This is a genomic window from Cystobacter fuscus DSM 2262, from assembly GCF_000335475.2.
Taxonomy (GTDB): Bacteria; Myxococcota; Myxococcia; order Myxococcales; family Myxococcaceae; genus Cystobacter; species Cystobacter fuscus.
Window position 1 is genome coordinate 200679 of record NZ_ANAH02000005.1, and the last position, 20358, is coordinate 221036.

Sequence of the window (20358 nt, forward strand, 5' to 3'; positions counted from 1 at the left end):
AGCAGCCAAACTACTCGCGGACCGGACCGGGTTCCGGACGTTCGAGGAGGCCCGCCCGGTCGAGCAGCTCGCGGATGCGGGCGGTAAAGGCCACGTGCTCGGGATTGCTCGCCATCATGGGCTCGGGGGAGAGGATGAGCAGCCAGCCCAGCGTTCCCACCGGCTCGATGCGCACGGGCGCGGGCAGTGGAGGAACCGTGCCCTGGCGGCGCGACACGTAGGTCAGCCAGCCCACCCGCACCTCCCGCTTGCGCTTCTGGATGAGGCCCACCATCTCGGAGGAGCTGGCCATGGCGAAGTCCGGGTCCCAGGCCGTGGCGATGCTGGTGAGCACTCCGGCCAGTACGGGGGCGCTCAATATCCGCTCGCGCGCCGGACCCTCGTGAGGAGGATGGAACAGGCAGGTATTTCCGGGCCCAAAAGGCGAGTACTCACCGCAGTGAAGCTCGATGCGGGTCCGCTCGCTGGTTTTCGCATTCCACACAGCCACGCGAAACCCCAGGTCCTCCATGACCTTCCTGGTGGCATCCGTGCGGTTCATGCCTCGAAGGAACAACTGCTCCCACTCTTCCACGTTCTGGCGGACGAGATGGCCCGGCAATTCGCGCGGGGCTCCGCGTCCCCTTCGGTACCATTGGACGAACGTTGGGTCGTACCGTGCCAACATGTGGAAGAAGAGTTCCGCGCGCCGGGCGCACTCCAGCGCCGTCTCCTTGCGCGGTCCCCAGTACGCCCCTATGTAGAAATCACCTCGCATACGTGTTCCTTACTGCTCTGGCGGCATATGACTGATGTGATGCTGTCCACTACAAGGCAGCTCACTCCTCCGACTCCAACTCCTTGAGTGAGGGGAAGCGAATGAGCACCCAATCACCCTTGGGCATGCGTCCGACATTGTGGAGAGTACCCGCCACCTCCAGTACCACCTCGTAGGGAAGCGTTGGCTGAGTCTGGAGCCAAGCGAGTGCCTCCTCCCGGGAGGCGAAAGAGCGCAGGGGCTTCGGCCAGGCCTCTTCGGTGTTGAAGACCCTGGCGTACTCCCAGAAGTCATTCGCCCGACCAATGTGTTGGATGAAGTGGAGCGCCTTGGCCACAGTCTCGATCATTACCACGGTTTCTGGTTCGTTGGCGTGCCGCCCGGCCAGCGACTCGAGAGAGTTCAGAAGGTCTTCCAGCTTGGAGTTCATTTTCATCCCTCGCACATGGTGCCTGTCCACGGGCTTTCGGCTTCAGCCATGAACACCAATGGAGCAAGCACCAACATGCCCGCCCCTGCGGAGACAACAATGAATGCTGCTCCAGCTGCTGTAACGATAGTGCCCACGAGAATTTCTTGGCGATGACGTTTCAACCAGTCGATAGCGTCCTCCATTGCATTGAACTCCAGGGCGTCAACCTCGTTCAGTTTGAGGCAGTCCATATACGCATCACGACACGTGTTTTGACAATGCGAGTAGTGGCTTGGGCTACCACGCTCAATGGGAGAAGGAGGCTTTCTTTTCCAGCAGCGCCGGAAACAATCGATCTGCTCCTGCTCACAGTCCCGAACACGACGCGCGGCGAGAGCTACCACGCCTGACTCCCTCATCCGAACAAGCGCCTGATCAAGCTGTGCCCAATCGACTTCAGATGCTGTTCGCCAAACCACAGCCTGTGTTTCATCCAAAGTGTCGCGAATGACCAGGAGCATGTTCTGTGGGGGTTGGACATGCTCGGCGAGAATAGGGCGAGAAACACTGCAAGCCAGGAGGAACAGAGGCAGGAGCATGCCGACACCTGTCACGATACGAGGAGTCATCATCAAGGGCCTCGGAGGGAGAAGGGGGGCGAGCATAGCGAGCGACGCCATCGACTTCCAGGGAGAGCGGCGAAGGTGTCGGAGGATTCGAGTCGGCCCCTCGTGGACACCTTCCGCCGAGGTCCTTACCTAGGGAACCATCACGGCGGTGAAGGCGCTGCGCGCCGAAATTGACGCCATGGAGACCACCGACAAACAGGGTCGTCAGCTCAAGAGCCTGGGAGACAGGCCACTCCTCATCCTCAGCACGGAGTGGGTACAGGGGGGAGCCGAACGAGATGCTGAAAAAACTGGTTCAAGCCAATCGTGATATCTACGCGCACATGGCGAAGGACTCGACGCGGGGCGTGGTCCGCCCCCTTGCCGGCACGGACCACATGGGACTCGCCACGGATAAGGCCCAGGCTCGGCTCGTGGTCGAGGCCATCCGCGAGGTGCTGGACGCCACCGCTTCGGCGGCAATGGCCACGGGGAGTTCGCCCCCCCTGCCCCTGACACCCTAGCTCCGGCACGAATCCCCCTTCAGGCTCACCACACCCAACAAGACCCACCGTTCCACTTGACTTGAAAAGTCAAATCCACTTCCGTGTGCGGCGACACTCACGAAGAAGGGAAGGCGCGTGGCGAACGAGAAGAGCGAAAAGGACGGCGGGCTGGGGCCCTTCCAGCTCGGCAGGCGGTGCGAGGAGGTGGAGGCCAATCTGGGACGCCTCTATGAATCGAGGGACACGGGCACGGGGCAGCCAGCCCTGACGCTGATGCCCGGCGAGCACGTGGAGTGGCAACCCTCGGGCCCCTGGGAGGTCCGGATCCTCTGCCAGCCCACGCCGCCATCCGTCACCATTCGACCGGAGCAGGCCCCCACGGGAGTCCCCCTGACGGAACTGGCGGACATCCTCGCGCTGGCGAGCGCCTCGGTCCAAGCCGTGGAGGACAGTCCCCAGGTCCAGAGCCACCTCTCGGCACCACCGGAACACCCCGCTCCCCTCCCCCCCTCACCCTCCAGGGGGATGCTCGCCGCTGCGGGTCTCGCCCTGCTCGCGCTGGGTCTGGGCACCGGGCTGTTCCTGGCACGCACGCACGAACACCCACCGTCCCCCTCTCCCGTCGAGCTGTCCGACATCCGCTCCGAGGTGAAGGCGCCACTGCTGAGCGACACCGCCCCACCGGCCCCCGCCACCCTCGCCTACCCGCTGCCCAAGAAACCCTTCAAGGATCAGGCTATAGCCCCCTGCAAACCCGAATTGTGGGAGGAGGAGATCAACAAGGGGTGCTGGATACAACTCGGTAGGCGTCCCCCCTGCCTGGACGTCCACGCCGAGTACCAGGGCAAGTGCTACCTGCCCGTTTCCAAGGACCGGGGCCGTCCGCCGCAATCCGCCCGTCCTTGATTCACCCGGCAAAGATGGCAGACGATTCGAGTCGGCGCCTGCTCCTTTTAGGCTCGTCAATGCGCTGCTCTCGGAACGCTTGCTCGAGAACTACCACCTCCTGCCGAGCGTGCGCGGCGACTCCTTGGAGAAGCTCGGCCACTTCGACGAAGCCCATGCGGAGTTCGAGCGCGAGACATCGCTCACGCACAATGAACGCGATGCAAGCTGCTCCTCGACCGTGCCCGCCCATCTCTTCCGCCGTCGACCTGGGGTGAGCGTGGGCGAGTGCCGGACTACTCGCGGACTGGACCGGGTTCCGGACGCTCGATGAGGCCCGCCCGGTCGAGCAGTTCACGGATGCGGGCGGTGAAGGCCACGTGCTCGGGGTTACTCGCCGTCATGGGCTCGGGGGAGAGGATGAGGAGCCAGCCCAGGGTGCCCACCGGCTCGATGCGCACGGGCGCGGGTAGCGGAGGAACCGTGCCCAGGCGGCGTGACAGGTAAGTCAACCAGCCCACCCTCACCTCCCGCTTCCGCTTCTGGATGAGGTCCACCATTTCAGAGGAACTGGCCATGGCGAAGTCCGGGTCCCAGGCCGTGGCGATGCTGGTGAGCACTCCGGCCAGCACGGGTGCGCTCAATATCCGCTCTCGCGTCGGCCCCTCGTGAGGTGGATGGAACAGGCAGGTGTTTCCGGGCCCAAAGGGAGAGTACTCACCGCAGTGCAGCTCGATGCGGGTCCGCTCGCTCGTCTTCGCATTCCATACATCCGCGCGAAACCCCAGGTCCTCCATGACCTTTCTGGTGGCGTCCGTGCGGTTCATGCCGCGAAGAAACAACTGCTCCCACTCTTCCACGACCTGGCGGACGGGGTGACCCGGCAGTTCGCGGGGGGCGCCACGTCCCCGCCGATACCACTGGGTAAACGTCGGGTCATACCGCGCCAGCATGTGGAAGAAGAGTTCCGCGCGCCGGGCGCACTCCAGCGCCGTCTCCTTGCGCGGTCCCCAATAAGCCCCTATGTAGAAATCCCCTCGCACACGTACTCCTTATCTCGCTGACGGTGTATGGCAGACAGTGATGTTGTCCCAGCCATTCTTCCTGAAAAAAGCACGAAGGAAACTCGCGAATTCCACTTCGGCTACATGCCAGACCACCGGCACATTCAGTGTCCTTGCCTTAACCGACTGCCGACCTGCTTGGTCCACCAATCCCAAGAACCCCTTTCCATTTTCGAACCAGGGTTGGAGCGCACCGTCTTTCTTGAGAAATTTTCTGTAGCTAGCGCCCTTGGCTTCGAGCAACTCTTTGCCATTGAAGCCATCGAACTCCACCTCATCCACCATGTACACGTACCAAGCAGGCCGCTGTGTTACCTGCTCCTGATAATCCAAGGCTTGCGTAGACTCGGTGGTGGGCGTCTTGTACGTCCACTTACCGGGCCCCTTCGCCGCGGCTGTCTGGGTGGACTTTCCCGCCTTGACGCTCAAACCACCGGTGCGTCCCGGACCCCTCCCCGCCATGTGCAGGACGGAGAGCGCCCCCAGGTCCATCCCTGCCGTGGTGCTTAACGTGCCTCCCACCACGACTCCGCTCAGCACCATTTCGCCCCGGGCCGTGAGTGACAGCACCGGCAGTGCGGCTCCCAGCCCGCTGATGCGTCCCACCGTGGCCTCCGCCCCCCCGAGCATCATGACGACATGCGTGGACAGGCGCGCCGCCTCCCGTATCTGGTCCTCCCAGGACATGGCGCCATAGCGCGCGAAGTACTCCGGCGAGGAGGCAATGAGGCGCGCCACCGTCGTGGGCAGTTGCGCGAGGTCCTCCACGGTGCGAATGGGATGGAGGATGGAGTGGGCCAGTGCCATCGCCATCTCCCCCAGGGCGTCCTGCGCCCCGTCGAGGGCCGCGTTGAGTGGATCCCTGCCCAGTCCCAGTTCGGCCAGGGGCGGGCTGTCCGTGCGCCGCAGGGCGGTGTTCACCGGGTAGAAGACGCCCCCACTCGAGAAGTAGAAATCGCCCACCACGAGGCGACCCACCCGCCACTCACCCTCCACCAGCTGGAGTGGACCCATGCGCTGAAGGGGCGAGCCGGTGAGCGCAGCCACCAGATAACCGTCCGGGCGCACCAGGACCAGGGGCCAGAAGCGCTCGGCACGCCACTTCAAGTCGGCGTACTCCACGCGCTCGCCGCCCGCGAGCACCTCGCGCAACAGCCAGCACAGCACCCGGCGCGGGGCGAAGCTCTTGGAGGTGACGGGCGTCTTCGCCAGCTCGACCAGCAGTTGGCGCGCCTGTCCCAGGTAGAGAGCCGCGCCCGCCGGGTGCCAGTCCTCTTCCTCCAGGCCACTGGCCTCCTGTACCAGTTGGAATGGATCCACCTCTTGCACGGTGAAGCCACCAGAGCCTCCCGCCGCCTCCCCAACAGCGGGAGTGACGACGGGCTGTTGCGGCCATGCGTTGTGGCGAACCGAGGCACACCCTTGGATGAGCAAGACCACGGACAGGGCGAGCAGGACCTCTCTGAGATGGAGGCTCTGGAGACAAGGGGATGCAGTTATGAGCGGTCTCGCATCAAGGTGCATGGTGTCCTTCGTTTCACTCGCGAGTCTGCCCAGGGTTCCGCGAAGTGGCAGACGATTCGAGTCGGCGCCTGATCCTTTTGGAGGAGGGTTTCACCGACAATGAGCGGGCAGCCCCCAGTACAAGGATGCGGTCCGCAGATGTAATACTTTGTACAAATCCTCTGTGCGGATACCCTCTGCGGGAGACACATTCAAGCCACTAGTGGACTGTAAACGAAGTAGTTGGACATAATCCGACGGCCTGCGGACGTGCCCTCTCCCCGAGGAAGAGGGCACATGAGGGACGCGACTATGTCCATGAATTTCGTGGACACTCCACTAGGCCCCTTGAGCATCCCTTTGGCTGGGCTGCAGAGGATGAACAGGCAGCAGGTCCTTCACACGACTCCAAAGGTGTAGAACAACAACTCGCGACCCATACACTCATGGTAGGCGAGCCGGGTTGACTCAGCAAACCACATCATGAGCTCTGAACTGTCTGAACTCGGGCATGATTGACCAGCCAGCCTTTTGGAGTGACTTGGACCGTCTTGCGACGCTTATCTGTCTCATCCTGGCTGCTTACAAGCAGACCAGCCTCTTCAAGGCTCCTCACGTGGAGTGAAAGATTGGGTTGATTATTGAACCCAAGTTCTTGGAAGTCACTAGGCGAAAAGGTGCCACCAACTTCTACGGCCCGTGTAAACAACTGCCATGCTCGTGGGGTCAACTGTGCTCTGGCGGCAGCGAGTGCGCCATTCGCCTCCGTCAATAGCCACTCCTGATATTTGGCGGTCTTTTCTGCGTCACTTTGAAAGCGCGGTTGGTCGGAGGCCCAAAGGCAGTAATTATCAAGCCGGTTCATCACGTTTCGCGTGTTTCGATTCAACACATCATAAAGATGAGCAAAATCCCGCGGAGTGATGGGCATGTACGTGTCTTTTTCCTTGGCGTACGCCTCGATGCGAGATTCAAGAATCAATGGTGCATGCGAGTGGTCGATTCCTCCAACTTCGATGGGCTTATGGAGAAATCCCTCTAGTCTCGGAGACGAGGCAACGCTCTGGACTATACCAAGAGCCCCACAGAGGACCCATCTGATGCCAGGGACTAAGAGTCACCCCTTTCAAGGTCGATTGGCAGGCATCCCGCGCGATAAATTAGACGGGGTGGAAGTAGCCAACCGCCCCAGTCGGGGCGTTCATTGGATACATCTTCCCCATGAACGCCCGATGCTGGACGCCCCTGGGGTACTCTGGTCCTCTGGGTTGTCTCACTTCTTCGCCGTCCCCTTGGGCTCAGGGCTTCTCTCCCTTGAGCACGCGCGCTGTCGCCACGTGTTTTCTCGCCTCCTCTGCCGACACATAGCCTTTCTTCACTTTCTTCTTGGCCGCTCGCGGGTGCTTGCGCAGTGTGGAGAGTTTCACCTGCTTCGCCAATTCCAGCAGCACCTCGCTGAGTTGCTCCGCGGATTCTTCTCCCTGTCCGCTCCACTCTTGCGGTTCTACCGCCGTCATCATCCCGCTGTAGGTCGCCTTCACCTCGGTCGCAATGTAAAAGGTGGAGACTTGCCATCCACGCTTGGCAGCTTCCTCTTCTTGGCCGACTTCCACTGCGGCTTTCACCACCGACAGTACATTGTACGCCATCACTGCTACCCCAAACGCCAACAGCGCCGCCTTCGGCTGTCCAAGACTTCGCACTTCACTTTCCAGCACTGCTTCCAACTCTCCGAACATTCCCTCTATCTTCCAGCGGCCCCTATACAACTCGGCTACCGCTAAGGCTCCCATCTTCTCCGCAGGCACATTCGTCAATATCCTGATGACTGTCTCTCCATCCTCCGTTGGCTCCTCCAGGTGTACCTCTATCCGCCTCAACTTCAACGGCTTGTCCCCCTCTATCTTCACCGCCTGTTCAAACACCTCCCCTGTCTTTCCTCGTCCCAATTCCCGCTTCTCCTCCAGCGGCGTGGGATTGGGTGACGCTCCGTGCTCTCGAATGATGAAGGCCGCTTGCTTTTCATCCAGGGCCAGCAGAATCTTGCTCGTGCTGAAGTTCCGGTCAGCCAGCCACAACTCTCCTGGTTTCACCTGCTCCAAGATAGGTCCCATCAGAGCCCTCTCTTGCGTATGTGCATCCTCCGCTGGTAGTACATCCACCACCAATCCCATCTCGGGTGCATAGACCACCAGCGACTGTCCTGGGAGGGCAGCTCCTCTGAAATTCCTCAACTCCTTGAGTCGCTTCTGACTGGCTGGTAGGTGGTTGCCATCCAGGACACGCACCTGGTAGCCGGCTGCCCAGGGGGGTTGCGCCTTCTTCAGTTTCTGCATCACGGGCAACAATCGCTTCGCGCCTTCCTGCACGAGGCCTCGTACCACCTGGGGCTCAGTACGATTGACTTTGTCGTACAGCGCTGTCAGGGAGACAGGCAACTGGGGGTCAGCTTGCGCTGCGGCGTGAAGCGAAGGCCGCAATCCCAAGGCTACCAACGCCATCAGGTCCACCACCGTGGAGAAGAGAAGTTCGCGGGTGTATTGCTTTTCTCGCTGCGCTTCAAACAACTGGTCAATCCACTGTGAATTCATGGCGTGCTGGAGTATCCGGCGCACCATGACGGTCACGGGACTGCGCTTGGTAAAACGTTCCACAATCGCTTCTAGGGCCATGCTCATTCCTCGCGAATGGAATGGGGCAGGCTCCTTGGATTCGTCTACCGTCTCGGACCCACCTCCACCCGGGTGGGCCTTCTCTTGCCCACCTGACCGCTATGGTAGCACCCTCCACATGACCTTGAAAGTGGTGGGACTAAGAGTATCGCGTCCCGGAGCTGCTCTAGTGATTGACGTGCATGCTTAGATGTTTGCAGTAGCTCTAGATTATCAATTGTGCAAACAACTCCTCCCCCGCCCGCCTCGGCAGGAAAGACGCTGTTAAGCCACCCCAGTACTTCCTTCCGAAGTCCGCTGCGAGAGAACCCTTCGGAGGTGTTTGTCTCTGATGTTTTTCCTGCTCCTATAGACGCGACTGCTGATCCGATTGAGCCTTGCCAGGAATGTAGTTGTGGGGAGTTCATCCAGCGATCAAGTGCTTTTGTGCTGGGCAGTGAACGTCCAGAGTTCTTGATGATCTTGGCTTGATCGAGCAGCGTTTGTGCAACCTCAAGAAGGACGCCGTCTACAAACGAATCGCTATCTTGATCTGGCCTTAGTTGAAACATCTTTCCGCATGGAACCAGTAGAGGTCCTTCGCCTGTAGCAATATGCTCACTAAGGGCTCTGTATGCAGCAACATTGACGAGGCTGGTCTTGCCGACACCGTTTGCGCCTTCAAGGGTTACGAGCTTAGGGCCGTGGCGGAGAAGCTTCCTTAGCTTCAACAATTCATTCTCTCGCCCGACAAGAAGTCTACTACCTCTGTCATTAGGGAGAAGAGCAGTTGTTTGAAATGGGTTTTCCGTGAATCCCCACTCACGATATATGTCGGTCAACGCACCCTCCTAGCAATTACCCTGCGAGTGTGCCCTTGTTCTCCAGAATGTGCAATTATGGTTCCAAGGCCCTACTCGCCGCTGCGGGCCTGGCCCTGCTCGCGCTGGGTCTGGGCGCCGGGCTGCTCCTGGCGGGCAAACCCGGACATCCGCCGTCCCCCGCTCCAGTCGAGCTGTCCGACATCCGCTCCGAGGTGGATGCGCCGATCGTGACCGGCTCGGCCCCACCAGCCCCCACCTCCCTCGCCTATCCACTGCCCAAGAAGCCCTTTCGGAACCAGGCCATCACCCCCTGCAAACCCGAACTGTGGGAGGAGGAAATCAACAAGGGGTGCTGGATGGCCCTGGACCAGCGTCCCCCCTGCCTGGACGTCCAAGCTGAGTATCAGGGCACCTGCTACCTGCCCGTCGCCAAGGACCGGGGCCGTCCGCCGCAATCCGCCCGGCCTTGAGCCACTGGACCGTCGGGAAAGATCGCCCGGGAGCCTCCCACCGGCTTCGTGCTACGACGCACCCCCATGCCTCCTCCCTCTGCCCTGTTCACCGCCGTTCCCGCGGAGCTGGACTTCCCCGCGGACGAACGCCGCGTCCTCGCCTTCTGGAAGGAGCGCCGCATCTTCGAGCGGACGCTCCAGGGACGGGACAACGCTCCCGGCTTCGTCTTCTACGAGGGCCCGCCCACCGCCAACGGCCTGCCCCACAACGGCCACGTCCTCACGCGCGTCATCAAGGACCTGTTCCCCCGCTACAAGACCATGCGCGGCTACCGCGTCCCCCGCAAGGCGGGCTGGGACACGCACGGCCTGCCCGTCGAGGTGGAGGTCGAGAAGGAGCTGCGCATCCACGGCAAGGCGGAGATCGAGCGCTACGGCGTGGAGCCCTTCACCCAGCGCTGCATCGAGTCCGTCTTCCGCTACACCTCCGAGTGGGAGCGGCTCACCGAGCGCATCGGCTTCTGGGTGGACCTGCAGGACGCCTACGTCACCTACCACCGCGGTTACGTGGAGAGCGTCTGGTGGGCGCTCGCCGAGTTGCACCGCAAGGGCCTGCTCTACCGCGGCCATAAAATCGTCTGGTGGTGGCCCCAGGGCGGCACGGCGCTCAGCTCGGGCGAGGTCGGCATGGGCTACCGCACCGTGGACGACCCCAGCGCCTACGTGGCCTTCCCGCTGCGCGACGCGCCCGACACCGCGCTGCTCATCTGGACCACCACGCCCTGGACGCTGCCCTCCAACATGTACGCCGCGGTCAACCCCACCGTGGACTACGTCACCGTGGACGCGGGCGAGCGCAAGCTCATCGTCGCCGCGGCCCTGCGCGAGGAGCTGGCCAAGAAGCTCAAGAAGGATCTGCCCGTGCTCGCCACCCTCAAGGGCAGCGAGCTGGTGGGCCGGCGCTACCTGCCGCCCTACGACGTCTACGTCCAGCGCGTGGGCGACACCCTGCTCCCCCTCGCCCAGGGCGGCACCGAGGCGCCCGCCTGGCGCGTCATCGGCGCGGACTTCGTCACGCTCACCAGCGGCACGGGCATCGTGCACGTCGCGCCCGCCTTCGGCGAGGACGACTACGAGGCCTTCCGCCGCGAGCGCACCCGCTTCACCCAGCCCCTGGAGATGTTCTGCGCCATCCGTCCGGACGGCACCTTCGGCGAGGACTTCCCCTCGCTCACCGGGCGCTTCGTCAAGGACGCGGACAAGGAGATCCAGCGCGAGCTCAAGGAGCGCGGCCGGCTCGTGCTCATGGAGCAGTACCGCCACGAGTACCCCTTCTGCTGGCGCGCGGATGATGATCCGCTCATCCAGTTCGCCCGGCCCGCCTGGTACATCCGCACCACGTCCGTGAAGGACAAGGCCATCGCGAACAACCGCCAGGTCAACTGGGTCCCCGACCACATCAAGGAGGGCCGCTTCGGCGACTTCCTCGCCAACAACGTGGACTGGGCCCTCTCGCGCGAGCGCTACTGGGGCACGCCCCTGCCCCTCTGGGTCCACTCGGAGACGGGTGAGGTGGAGGCCCACGCGTCGCTCGAGTCCCTGCGCGACAAGCCCGGCAGCACGCTCGCCGCCGTGGAGGCCGAGCTCAAGGCCTTCCTCGCGAGCAAGCCCGAGTCCGCCGGCGCCGAGCACCTCATCGTCCACAAGCCGTGGATCGACAAGGTCACCTACGAGAAGCCCGGCACCCCCGGCCGCTTCGTGCGCGTGCCCGAGGTGGTGGACGTGTGGTTCGACTCCGGGTGCATGCCCTTCGCCCAGTGGGGCTACCCCCACGCGCCCGGCTCGCACGAGAAGTTCACCCGCGCCTTCCCCGCCGACTTCATCTCCGAGGCGATCGATCAGACGCGCGGCTGGTTCTACTCGCTGCTGATGATCAGCACGCTCGTCTTCGACGAGGAGACGCAGGCACGCCAGGGGATTGCTCCCGCGCGCGAGTACCCCCTGCCCTACAAGAACTGCATCGTGCTCGGCCACGTCTCCGACAAGGAGGGCAAGAAGGAGTCCAAGTCCAAGGGCAACTACACCCCGCCGGAGATCATCCTCGACGAAGTGCGCATGGACTTCGCCGTGCTCGACGACGCGCGCGCGGGCGTGCCCGGCGTGCCCGGCGAGGCGCTCATCGCCCGCGAGGACCTCGAGGGGTTGGATCTCCAGGAGGGCGCGAAGCTCCAGGTGTTCCGTCCGGACGCGCCCGACAAGGCGCTGACGCTCACCGTCAAGGTGCACAAGAAGCTCAAGCGCCGCGTGGTGCTGCTCGCCGCGAAGGACATCGCCGCCCTGGGCGTGAAGCCCCCGCCGCGCGGCGCGGAGGTGATGCCGGTGGAGGTGCCCCGGCTGCCGCCCGACGAGCGCGTGGTGCTCAAGGACCCTACCAGCCGGGCTCCCGGCGCGGACGCCTTCCGCTGGTTCTTCTTCGCCGCGAGCCCCACCTGGTCCAACACGCGCCACTCGCTGAGCAACGTGCGCATGTTGCAGAAGGACTTCCAGGTCAAGCTGCGCAACGTCTACTCGTTCTTCACCATCTACGCGAACATCGACGGCTTCTCTCCGGCGCGGGGCAACCCGGACGCCACCGAGGTGCCCTGGCGCGCCATCCAGAAGAGCACCGGCTGGCGCCCCCCCGCCCAGCGCCCGGTGTTGGATCGGTGGATCCTCTCCGAGGTGCAGCTCGCCCTGCGCGACGTCACCCGGGGCCTGGACACCTACCAGGTGTACGACGCCGCCCAGCGCATGGTGGCGCTCGTGGACGCCCTGTCCAACTGGTACCTGCGCCGCAGCCGTGACCGCTTCTGGGCGCCGGGCCTGGAGCAGGACAAGCAGGACGCGTACTTCACCCTGTACGAGGTGCTCACCACGCTCGCCGCCATGAGCGCGCCCTTCACGCCCTTCTTCGCCGAGGAGATGTGGGGCAACCTCGTGCGCCAGCCCTGGCCTGGCACCCAGCCGGAGAGCGTCCACCTGGGCCACTTCCCGGAGGCGGACGCGAGCCTCATCGACGAGGCGCTCTCCACGGAGATGGGCGCGGTGCGCGAGCTCGTGTCACTCGGCCTCAAGGTGCGCACGGACAACCGCCTCAAGGTGCGTCAGCCGCTCTCGCGCGTGGACGTGGTGCTCGCGCGCCGCGAGCTGCGCGAGCGCGTGGCCCACTACGAGCACCTGCTCACCGACGAGCTGAACGTGCACGCGGTGCGCTTCCTCGAGGCGGGCCAGGAGGCCGACGTGGTGCGCTACAAGGTCCGGCCCAACCTGCGCACCATGGGCAGCCGCCTGGGCCCCAAGCTCGCCCCGGTGCGCAAGGCCTTCGACGCCGCCGACAGCCGGCTGCTCCAGGGTGAGCTCGCCCGCGAGGGCAAGGTGGCCCTGACGGTGGGCGGCGAGGCCATGGTGTTCCCCGCCGAGGAGCTCGAGGTGCTCGTGGAGGCCAACGCGGGCTATGCCGCCGCGGGCTCGGGCGTGGGCGTGGTGGTGCTCCACACGGAGCTCACCGAGGCGCTCGTGGACGAGGGCCTGGTGCGCGAGCTGCTCGCCCGCGTGCAGGCGGCGCGCAAGGACCTGGCGCTCGGGTACACGGATCGCATCCGCCTGTGGGTGGACGGGGATGCACGCGTGCGCAAGGTGGCCCAGGAGGCGCGTGAGCTCATCTCCCGGGAGACGCTCACCGCGGAGCTGAACGTGGGCCCCGAGGGCTTCACCACCGAGGAGGAAGTGAGCCTCAACGGGCTGCCCGCGCGCGTGCGCGTCGAGCGGGCCTGAGAATTGGCTCTCGTCCCCGGGGTCGAGGGCCCTGCCCTGGCCCCGGGGGCGGGCGCACTTCAGATCTGCGCAATGCCGCCGTCGACGAAGAGCTCGATGCCGTTGACGTAGCTGCTGTCCTCCGAGGCGAGGAACACCGCCACCTTGGCGATCTCGTCGGGGTCCGCCATCCGGCCCATCGGGACGATGGCGGCGAACTGCTCGTAGACCGACCGCGCGTGCTCCTCGCCCCCGGCGAGGGTGTGGAGGGTGAGGCTTCCGGGCGTCCGGGTGGTGCCCGGACTGAGGACGTTGACGCGGATGGGGCGACCCTTCAGATCGAGGATCCAGTTGCGGGCGAAGTTGCGCACGGCGGCCTTGGTCGCGCTGTAGACGCTGAACGCCGGAGTGGCCATTGCGCTCGTCGTCGAGCCGTTGATGATGATGGAGGCCCCCTCGCGCAGCAGGGGCAGGGCCTTCTGGACCGTGAACAGGACGCCCTTGACGTTGGTGTTGAAGATGTCGTCGAAGTGCTCCTCCGTGATGGAGCCCAGGGCGGCGAACCCCGCCGTGCCCGCATTGGCGAAGACGATGTCCACGGCGTCCGCCTTCTGTTTCACCACCTCGTAGAGCCGATCGAGATCGGCCAGTTTGGACACGTCGCCCTGGATCCCCGTGGCCAGGGGACCGATCTCCTTCACCGCGGCGTCCAGCTCCGCCTGCCGGCGGCCAGTGATGAAGACCCTGGCGCCCTCGGCGGCGAAACGCTTCGCCGTGGCGAGGCCAATCCCTGAATTTCCACCCGTCACCACGGCCACCTTGCCCTGCAGCTTGTTGCTCATCGTCGTGTCTCCCAGTCGTCGGCGGAGGAAGTTCATCGCCAACGAGAGGGATCTAATTTGGGACGATTGGCTCGAAAGGTGGATTTCATGGGAACCTGCGTTCTAGAAACGCAACGATGAGGGCTCGATGCGGGACTTGAATGACATGTTCTTCTTCTCCGAGGTGGTGGCGAACGGAGGCTTCGCGCCGGCGGGACGGGTGCTGCGGCAGTCCAAATCGAAGCTCAGCCGCCGGGTGGCACGGCTCGAGGAGCGCCTCGGGGTCCGGCTGATCGAACGCTCCTCGCGCCGCTTCCGCGTCACCGACGTCGGGCAGGCCTTCTACGACCACTGCCAGAGCGTGATGGCGGAGGTGAACCGGGCCGAGGCCGTGGTGGCCGCCACCCAGGGCGAGCCGCATGGAACGGTCCGGTTCAACTGTCCCCAGGGCATGATGGATACCCTGGGGTGCCATCTCGTCCGCTTCATGGAGCGCTACCCCCGAGTGAACCTGCAGGTGGTGGCCACCAACCGGCGGGTCGATCTCATCGCCGAGCGCATCGACCTCGCGCTGCGCGTGAGCCCCTCGCTCGACATCGACGCGTCATTCACCGTGCGCAAGCTCACCCAGAGCAACTGCATCCTCGTCGCGGCTCCGGTATGGGCCGACCGCCTCGGCGATGAGCGGAACGTGGAGCAACTGGCGTCGCTCCCCACCCTGAGCATCAACGAACGGGAAGGGCAGGACACCTGGGCGCTCCTTGGACCCGAGCAGCGGACCTTCACCCTCCACCACATGCCCCGCCTGTCGTGTGGGGATTGCCAGGCCGTCCTGGGAGCGGCGATCGCCGGGCTGGGGATCACCCTGTTGCCCGAAGCTCTCTGCGGCCCCGCCCTGCGCTCCGGCCAGCTCGTCCGGGTGTTTCCGGACTGGCACACCCAGGAAGGAATTCTCCACCTCGTCTTCACCAGCCGTCGGGGCCTTCCACCCCCGGTGTCCGCGTTGATCGAGTACCTGGCGGAGCATGTTCGAAATCCCTTCTCCATGAAGATGGCGTCCTGAGAGGGAACTGGTACCCGCGCCGCGGCCGGGACCGCTTCTGGGCACCGGGCCTGGAGCAGGACAAGCAGGACGCCGACTTCACCCCGTAGATGGGCGCGGGTGCACCAGCGCGCTTCAAATCTGCGCCGCGCCACCGTCGACGAAGAGCTCGGCGCCGTTGACGAAGCTGCTGTCCTCCGAGCCGAGGAACACCGCGGTCCGGGCGACCTCGTCGGGGTCCCCCAGCCGGCCCAGGGGAATGGTGGTGGCCATCTGCTCGAAGAGCGCCCGCGCCGCCTCCTCATTCGGGGCGAGGCCATGCAGGCCGGGCGTCTTGATGGGGCCCGGGCTGATCACGTTGACGCGGATGCGGCGGTCCTTCAAATCGAGGATCCAGTTGCGGGCGAAGCTGCGCACGGCGGCCTTGGTGGCGGAGTAGACGCTGAACGCCGGGGTGCCCTGGATGCCCGCCGTCGAGCCCGTGAGGATGACGGAGGCACCGTCGCGCAGCAGCGGCAGGGCCTTCTGCACCGTGAACAGGGTGCCCTTGACGTTGGTGGCGAAGGTGTCGTCGAAGTGCTTCTCGGTGATGGAGCCCAGGGGAGCGAACTCGCCGCCGCCCGCGTTGGCGACGAGGATGTCGAGGGACGCCTGCTTCTGCTTCACCACCTCATAGAGGCGGTCGAGATCGGCCAGGTTCGAGGCATCGGCCCGGACGCCCGTGGCGCTGGGGCCGATCAACTTCACCGCGGCGTCCAGCTCGGCCTGGCGGCGGCCGGTGATGAAGACGGTGGCGCCCTCGGCCGCGAACCTCCTGGCCACGGCCAGGCCAATCCCCGAGCTCCCACCCGTCACGACCGCCACCTTGCCCTGAAGTTTGTTGCTCATGGTTTTTCTCCCTGTGATGCGGCGGCGGAGTTCGTCGTCGCGATGAGGGATATGTAGATTTGGAACGATGAATCCGATAGTTGGGCTTTTCAGGAACCTGCGTTCATTTTTTAGAACGATGAGGGCGTGATGCAGGACTTGAATGATCTGTTCTTCTTCTCCGAGGTGGTGGCGAACGGGGGCTTCGCGTCGGCCGGACGGGTGCTGCGGCAACCCAAGTCGAAGCTCAGCCGCCGGGTGGCGCAGTTGGAGGAACGGCTGGGGGTGCGGCTGATTGAACGGTCCTCGCGCCGCTTCCGCGTCACCGACGTCGGGCAGGCCTTCTACGACCACTGCCAGAACGTGATGACGGAGGTGAAGCGGGCCGAGGCGGCAGTGGCCGCGACCCAGGGCGAGCCCCATGGGCCAGTCCGGTTCAGCTGTCCCCTGGGGCTGATGGAGCCCCTCTCGGGCATCCTCGCGCGCTTCATGGACCGCTATCCGCGAGTGAAGCTGCAGGTGGTGGCCACCAACCGGCGGGTCGATCTCATCGCCGAGCGCATCGACGTCGCGCTCCGGGTACGCACCTCGCTCGACACCGACGCGGCGCTCACCGTGCGCAAGCTCGCCCGGAGCCGCCGCATCCTCGTCGCGAGCCCCACGTGGGCCGAGCGCCTGGGTGGCACACAGGACGTGGAGACACTTTCCTCGGTGCCTACCCTGAGCGCGACGGAGCAGCCCGGCCAGGACGTCTGGGAGCTCATCGGCCCCGAGCAGCGGACGATCGCCATCCGCCACGAGCCGCGGTTGGCCTGCGGGGATTTCCAGGCCCTGCGGGAGGCGGCGCTCGCCGGGCTGGGCGTGTCCCTGCTGCCTGACCATACCTGCGCGCTCGACCTGCGCTCCGGCCGGCTGGTCCAGGTGTTTCCGGACTGGCATGCCCCGGACGGAACGGTGCACCTCGTCTTCACCAGCCGCCGGGGTCTGCCGCCGCCCGTGAGCGCGTTGATCGATTATCTCGCCGAGCACCTTCGCGACGCGTTGATGCTGGAAGCGGAAACATGAACCTGCCCCTCTCCCAACTCGGCCCCGCGCTCGTCTGGCTCAACATCATCGGTATCGCGGTGTTCGCCGCCTCGGGCGCGCTCGCCGCTGCCCGGCGGCAACAGAACCTCGTCACGTTCGCCTTCTTCGCCGCCATCACCAGCACGGGCGGCGGCACCGTGAGGGATCTGCTCCTCGGCGCCCCCGTCTTCTGGATGCATGACTCGGGCGCGATCGCGGTCAGTCTGGCCATGGCGGTCCTGGTCTGGGTCACGCCCTCATGGCTGTGGCGGGGCAAGGCGCTCGACTGGTTCGACGCGATCGGCCTCGCCGCCTATGCCGTCTATGGCGCCGCCAAGGCTCGCAGCCTGGGCATCCCCGCCCTGCCCGCCGTGGTGATGGGCGTCGTCACCGCCTGCATGGGGGGCATCATCCGCGACGTGCTGGCGGGTGAGCCGTCCATCCTCCTGCGTCCGGAGATCTACGTCACCGCCGCCGCGCTCGCCGCCGCGCTGTACGTCGGGCTCGGCTCCCTGGGGGTCCCCATGCCCCTGGCCGCCGGCATCGCGGCCACCGCCGGCTTCGTCCTGCGGGCGCTCGCCATCACCCGGGGACTCGCCCTCCCCCTTTATCGAGGTTGAACACCGTGCGCGTCCTTCCACGTGGGTGGCCCTCCGGTGGGCTGTGGAGCCACCCGGACTTCCTGAGGCTGTGGGGCGCGCAGATCGTCAGCGCGTTTGGCAGCCGCATCACCCGCACCGCGCTGCCCATCCTCGCCCTGCTCACGCTCCAGGCGACGCCCACCGAGGTCGCCATCCTCTCGGCGCTCGGGGTCGCGCCCGGCCTGCTCGTGGGACTGTTCATGGGCGGGCACGTCGATCGGACCGCCAGACGGCCGCTGCTCATCGGCGCCGACCTCCTGCGCGCCCTGTTGCTCCTCACCCTGCCCCTGGCCGCGTGGCTCGGGGTCCTGTCGATGCCCCAGCTCTACCTCGTGGCGGCGGCGGTCGGAGCCGCCACGACGCTGTTCCAGATCGCCGACAACAGCTACCTACCCACGCTCGTGGACAAGGCCCTGCTGGTGGAGGCCAATGCCCGGCTGGAAGCCTCGGAGTCCGTCGCCGAGGCGGCCGGGCCCGGACTCGCGGGCGTGCTGGTGCAGTGGCTGACGGCGCCGGTGGCGATCGGGGTGGACGCGCTGTCGTATGTCTGGTCCGCCCTGTGGCTCGGCCGGATCCGCACCCCCGAAAAACCCGCGGCGGCCACCGGGGCACACGTGAGCGTGCTCGGCGACATCGTGACGGGCTTTCGCGCCTGCCTCTCCCATCCGTTGATCCGTCCGGTGTTGATCGCGGAGGCCGTCATGTACTTCTTCGGCGGCTTCTTCCTCGCGCTCTACATGGTCTTCACGCTGGAGACGCTGGGCCTGACGCCCGCCACCGTGGGCCTCATCATCGGCGTGGGAGGGGTGGGCGCCTTCCTGGGGGCGCTGCTCGCCCGGCCCATGCTGCGCCGGGGACTGGGCCCCGCGATGGGCTTCTCACTGCTGGTGGGACAAGGCGCGAACCTGCTGATTCCCCTCGCGCGGGAGGCAGGAGCGTGGAGCATCCCCCTGCTCGTCCTGCAGCAGTTGCTCGGGGATGCCCTGCTCGGCGCGTATGTGATTCACGCGCTCAGCCTGCGGCAGTGGGTCATGGACTCCGAGGTGCTGGGCCGCGCCAACGCGACCTTCCACGTGGTGACCGGACTGCTGCTGTCGCTGGGGGCGTTGCTGGCGGGACCCCTGGTGGACGTGCTCGGGATGGGGCCCACCCTGTGGATCGGCGCGGGGGGCGGCCTGCTCGCCGTCCCCCTGCTGCTGGGCGGGTCCCCGCTCACCTCGCGCGACTAGCGCTTGTACGAATCCACCGCCTTGCGGCCCACGGCGGGGTCATCGGTGAAGAAGCCATCGATGCCGGCATCGAGGTACGCCTGGATCTCCTTGATGGCGCCCTCGGCGTTGCGCGTGGAGTCCGGACCCGCGACCTTGAGCGGAGCGGGCAGGAAGCTGTTCTCCGGACGGAAGGTGTAGGGGTGCACGAGCAGCTTCGCGGCGTGGGCGTTGCGCACCAGGCTGGTGGGCTTCAGGAAGGCGCCCGTCGTGGCGTCCACGTCGAGGACGCTGCGCTTGTAGGGCCCGACACCGTTCGCGTAGGTGGCGATCTCCTTCATGCCCGCCTCGGTCATCAGGTCCGCGTAGGTGCGCGCGTCCTTGGCGATGACGAAGTCGTAGGGCTTCAAGGACGCCTCCTCCATCAACTGCACGAGCTTCCAGTTGGGCTGCGAGGTGCCGATCTTCGCGTGGATGGCCTTGAGGTTGGCCACCTCGAAGGACTGGATGTAGATGGTGGCGGTGGTGCGGGTGAAGTCATCCGCGCGCAGCGCCTCGATGAGCTTGTCCTCCAGCGGCAGGTTGATGGACTGGAAGTAGGTGGGGTGCTTGGTCTCCGGGTAGAGGTGGATGGTGCGGCCAGTGCTCTGGGACAGCTCCTTGGCGAGCGCGATCACCTCGGCGAGCGTGGGGATTTCGAACTGATCGTTGTACGGGGTGTTGCCCGGGCGCACCGCCGGAATCCGCTCCCGCGCGCGCAGCTCCTTGAGCTCCGCCAGGGTGAAGTCCTCGGTGAACCACCCGGTGAGCGGCTTGCCGTCGATCTCCTTCGTGGTCTTGCGCGAGGCGAACTTCGCCACCTCGGCCACGTTGGTGGTGCCGGAGATCTCGTTCTCGTGACGGGCCACGAGCACGCCGTCCTGGGTGGACACGAGATCCGGCTCGATGATGTCCGCGCCGTCCTCGACGGCCTTGCGGTAGCTGGCGAGCGTGTGCTCCGGGCGCAGGGCGCTGGCGCCACGGTGGCCCACCACGAGGAGCTTGTCGGCGAGCGCGGGCGTCCGGTCATCGGGCACGGGCGTCGGATCATCGGGCGTGGGCTTCGGGTCGCAGCCCGTCATCGCGAGCGTGCAGGCCAGGGCGAACGGCAGCACGGAGGACAGACGGCGCGAGGACCGCGAGGAAGTGCGAGAGGTGGAATGCAGGTGCACGGATGTCTCCCAGTCAGGGGACGCGTCACGTCCCGAGTGCTCCGGGCAC

General features: G+C 65.3%; 19 protein-coding genes. 8 read left to right on the forward strand and 11 right to left on the reverse strand.

Annotated features, from left to right (window positions below; all coding sequences use genetic code 11):
* Nucleotides 1-10: 10 nt before the first annotated feature.
* From D187_RS08385 to D187_RS57615, 3 genes are all read right to left on the reverse strand, one after another.
* Nucleotides 11-757 (reverse strand): Imm52 family immunity protein, encoded by a 747-nt coding sequence (locus D187_RS08385; protein WP_043428913.1) that lies wholly within the window; start codon nucleotides 755-757, stop codon nucleotides 11-13.
* 61 nt (nucleotides 758-818) lie between these two features.
* The gene (locus D187_RS08390) at nucleotides 819-1187 is read right to left on the reverse strand and encodes a hypothetical protein (protein WP_043428914.1); all 369 of its coding nucleotides are present in this window, start codon (nucleotides 1185-1187) and stop codon (nucleotides 819-821) included.
* A 2-nt stretch (nucleotides 1188-1189) separates the two neighbouring features.
* Nucleotides 1190-1801 (reverse strand): hypothetical protein, encoded by a 612-nt coding sequence (locus tag D187_RS57615; protein ID WP_245591649.1) that lies wholly within the window; start codon nucleotides 1799-1801, stop codon nucleotides 1190-1192.
* Nucleotides 1802-2076: 275 nt separating this feature from the next.
* Here D187_RS57615 and D187_RS08395 point away from each other — a divergent pair, with 275 nt between their 5' ends.
* On the forward strand, nucleotides 2077-2301 hold the full coding sequence (locus D187_RS08395; RefSeq protein WP_043428916.1) for a hypothetical protein: 225 nt from the start codon (nucleotides 2077-2079) through the stop codon (nucleotides 2299-2301).
* Nucleotides 2302-2418: 117 nt separating this feature from the next.
* Complete coding sequence (locus D187_RS08400) at nucleotides 2419-3189, forward strand: hypothetical protein (protein WP_002627389.1); 771 nt, start codon at nucleotides 2419-2421, stop codon at nucleotides 3187-3189.
* 275 nt (nucleotides 3190-3464) lie between these two features.
* Here the strand turns inward: D187_RS08400 and D187_RS08405 are convergent, their stop codons facing one another.
* From D187_RS08405 to D187_RS54885, 5 genes are all read right to left on the reverse strand, one after another.
* Nucleotides 3465-4211 (reverse strand): Imm52 family immunity protein, encoded by a 747-nt coding sequence (locus D187_RS08405; protein WP_002627391.1) that lies wholly within the window; start codon nucleotides 4209-4211, stop codon nucleotides 3465-3467.
* Nucleotides 4212-4220: 9 nt separating this feature from the next.
* Entirely contained in the window at nucleotides 4221-5561 is a 1341-nt protein-coding gene (locus tag D187_RS49640; protein ID WP_245591650.1) for a Tox-REase-5 domain-containing protein, read from the reverse strand.
* A 655-nt stretch (nucleotides 5562-6216) separates the two neighbouring features.
* Nucleotides 6217-6666, reverse strand: coding sequence for a MarR family winged helix-turn-helix transcriptional regulator (locus D187_RS53695; protein ID WP_155893249.1), 450 nt, complete (start codon nucleotides 6664-6666; stop codon nucleotides 6217-6219).
* A gap of 367 nt (nucleotides 6667-7033) precedes the next feature.
* Entirely contained in the window at nucleotides 7034-8407 is a 1374-nt protein-coding gene (locus tag D187_RS08415; RefSeq protein ID WP_020917879.1) for an IS4 family transposase, read from the reverse strand.
* Nucleotides 8408-8451: 44 nt separating this feature from the next.
* Nucleotides 8452-9228 carry an ATP-binding protein gene (locus D187_RS54885; RefSeq protein WP_155893250.1) on the reverse strand — a complete coding sequence of 259 codons (777 nt, stop codon included), beginning with the start codon at nucleotides 9226-9228 and terminating at the stop codon, nucleotides 8452-8454.
* 35 nt (nucleotides 9229-9263) lie between these two features.
* Between D187_RS54885 and D187_RS08420 the strand changes: the two genes are divergently transcribed.
* Both D187_RS08420 and ileS read left to right on the forward strand, forming a co-directional pair.
* A complete protein-coding gene (locus D187_RS08420; protein WP_211241477.1) occupies nucleotides 9264-9680 on the forward strand; it encodes a hypothetical protein in 417 nt (138 codons plus the stop codon).
* A 66-nt stretch (nucleotides 9681-9746) separates the two neighbouring features.
* Nucleotides 9747-13475: an isoleucine--tRNA ligase gene (gene ileS, locus D187_RS08425; RefSeq protein WP_002623590.1), complete on the forward strand. Its 3729-nt coding sequence runs from the start codon at nucleotides 9747-9749 to the stop codon at nucleotides 13473-13475.
* A gap of 59 nt (nucleotides 13476-13534) precedes the next feature.
* Here ileS and D187_RS08430 read toward each other — a convergent pair whose 3' ends face one another.
* Entirely contained in the window at nucleotides 13535-14296 is a 762-nt protein-coding gene (locus D187_RS08430; protein WP_002623589.1) for an SDR family NAD(P)-dependent oxidoreductase, read from the reverse strand.
* A gap of 127 nt (nucleotides 14297-14423) precedes the next feature.
* Between D187_RS08430 and D187_RS08435 the strand changes: the two genes are divergently transcribed.
* Nucleotides 14424-15338, forward strand: coding sequence for a LysR substrate-binding domain-containing protein (locus tag D187_RS08435; RefSeq protein WP_002623588.1), 915 nt, complete (start codon nucleotides 14424-14426; stop codon nucleotides 15336-15338).
* A 114-nt stretch (nucleotides 15339-15452) separates the two neighbouring features.
* On the opposite strand, the gene D187_RS08440 is transcribed toward D187_RS08435, so the two are convergent.
* Nucleotides 15453-16205 carry an SDR family NAD(P)-dependent oxidoreductase gene (locus D187_RS08440; RefSeq protein ID WP_002623587.1) on the reverse strand — a complete coding sequence of 251 codons (753 nt, stop codon included), beginning with the start codon at nucleotides 16203-16205 and terminating at the stop codon, nucleotides 15453-15455.
* Nucleotides 16206-16334: 129 nt separating this feature from the next.
* Between D187_RS08440 and D187_RS08445 the strand changes: the two genes are divergently transcribed.
* Genes D187_RS08445 through D187_RS08455 form a run of 3 tightly spaced genes read left to right on the forward strand, consistent with a single transcriptional unit; the run spans nucleotide 16335 to nucleotide 19119 of the window.
* Entirely contained in the window at nucleotides 16335-17249 is a 915-nt protein-coding gene (locus tag D187_RS08445; protein WP_002623586.1) for a LysR substrate-binding domain-containing protein, read from the forward strand.
* Complete coding sequence (locus tag D187_RS08450; RefSeq protein WP_002623585.1) at nucleotides 17246-17869, forward strand: trimeric intracellular cation channel family protein; 624 nt, start codon at nucleotides 17246-17248, stop codon at nucleotides 17867-17869. Before D187_RS08445 ends, D187_RS08450 begins: the two co-directional genes overlap by 4 nt.
* 5 nt (nucleotides 17870-17874) lie before the next feature.
* Complete coding sequence (locus D187_RS08455; RefSeq protein WP_002623584.1) at nucleotides 17875-19119, forward strand: MFS transporter; 1245 nt, start codon at nucleotides 17875-17877, stop codon at nucleotides 19117-19119.
* Here the strand turns inward: D187_RS08455 and D187_RS08460 are convergent.
* On the reverse strand, nucleotides 19116-20309 hold the full coding sequence (locus tag D187_RS08460) for a glycerophosphodiester phosphodiesterase (protein ID WP_002623583.1): 1194 nt from the start codon (nucleotides 20307-20309) through the stop codon (nucleotides 19116-19118). The genes D187_RS08455 and D187_RS08460 overlap by 4 nt on opposite strands.
* Nucleotides 20310-20358 lie beyond the last annotated feature (49 nt).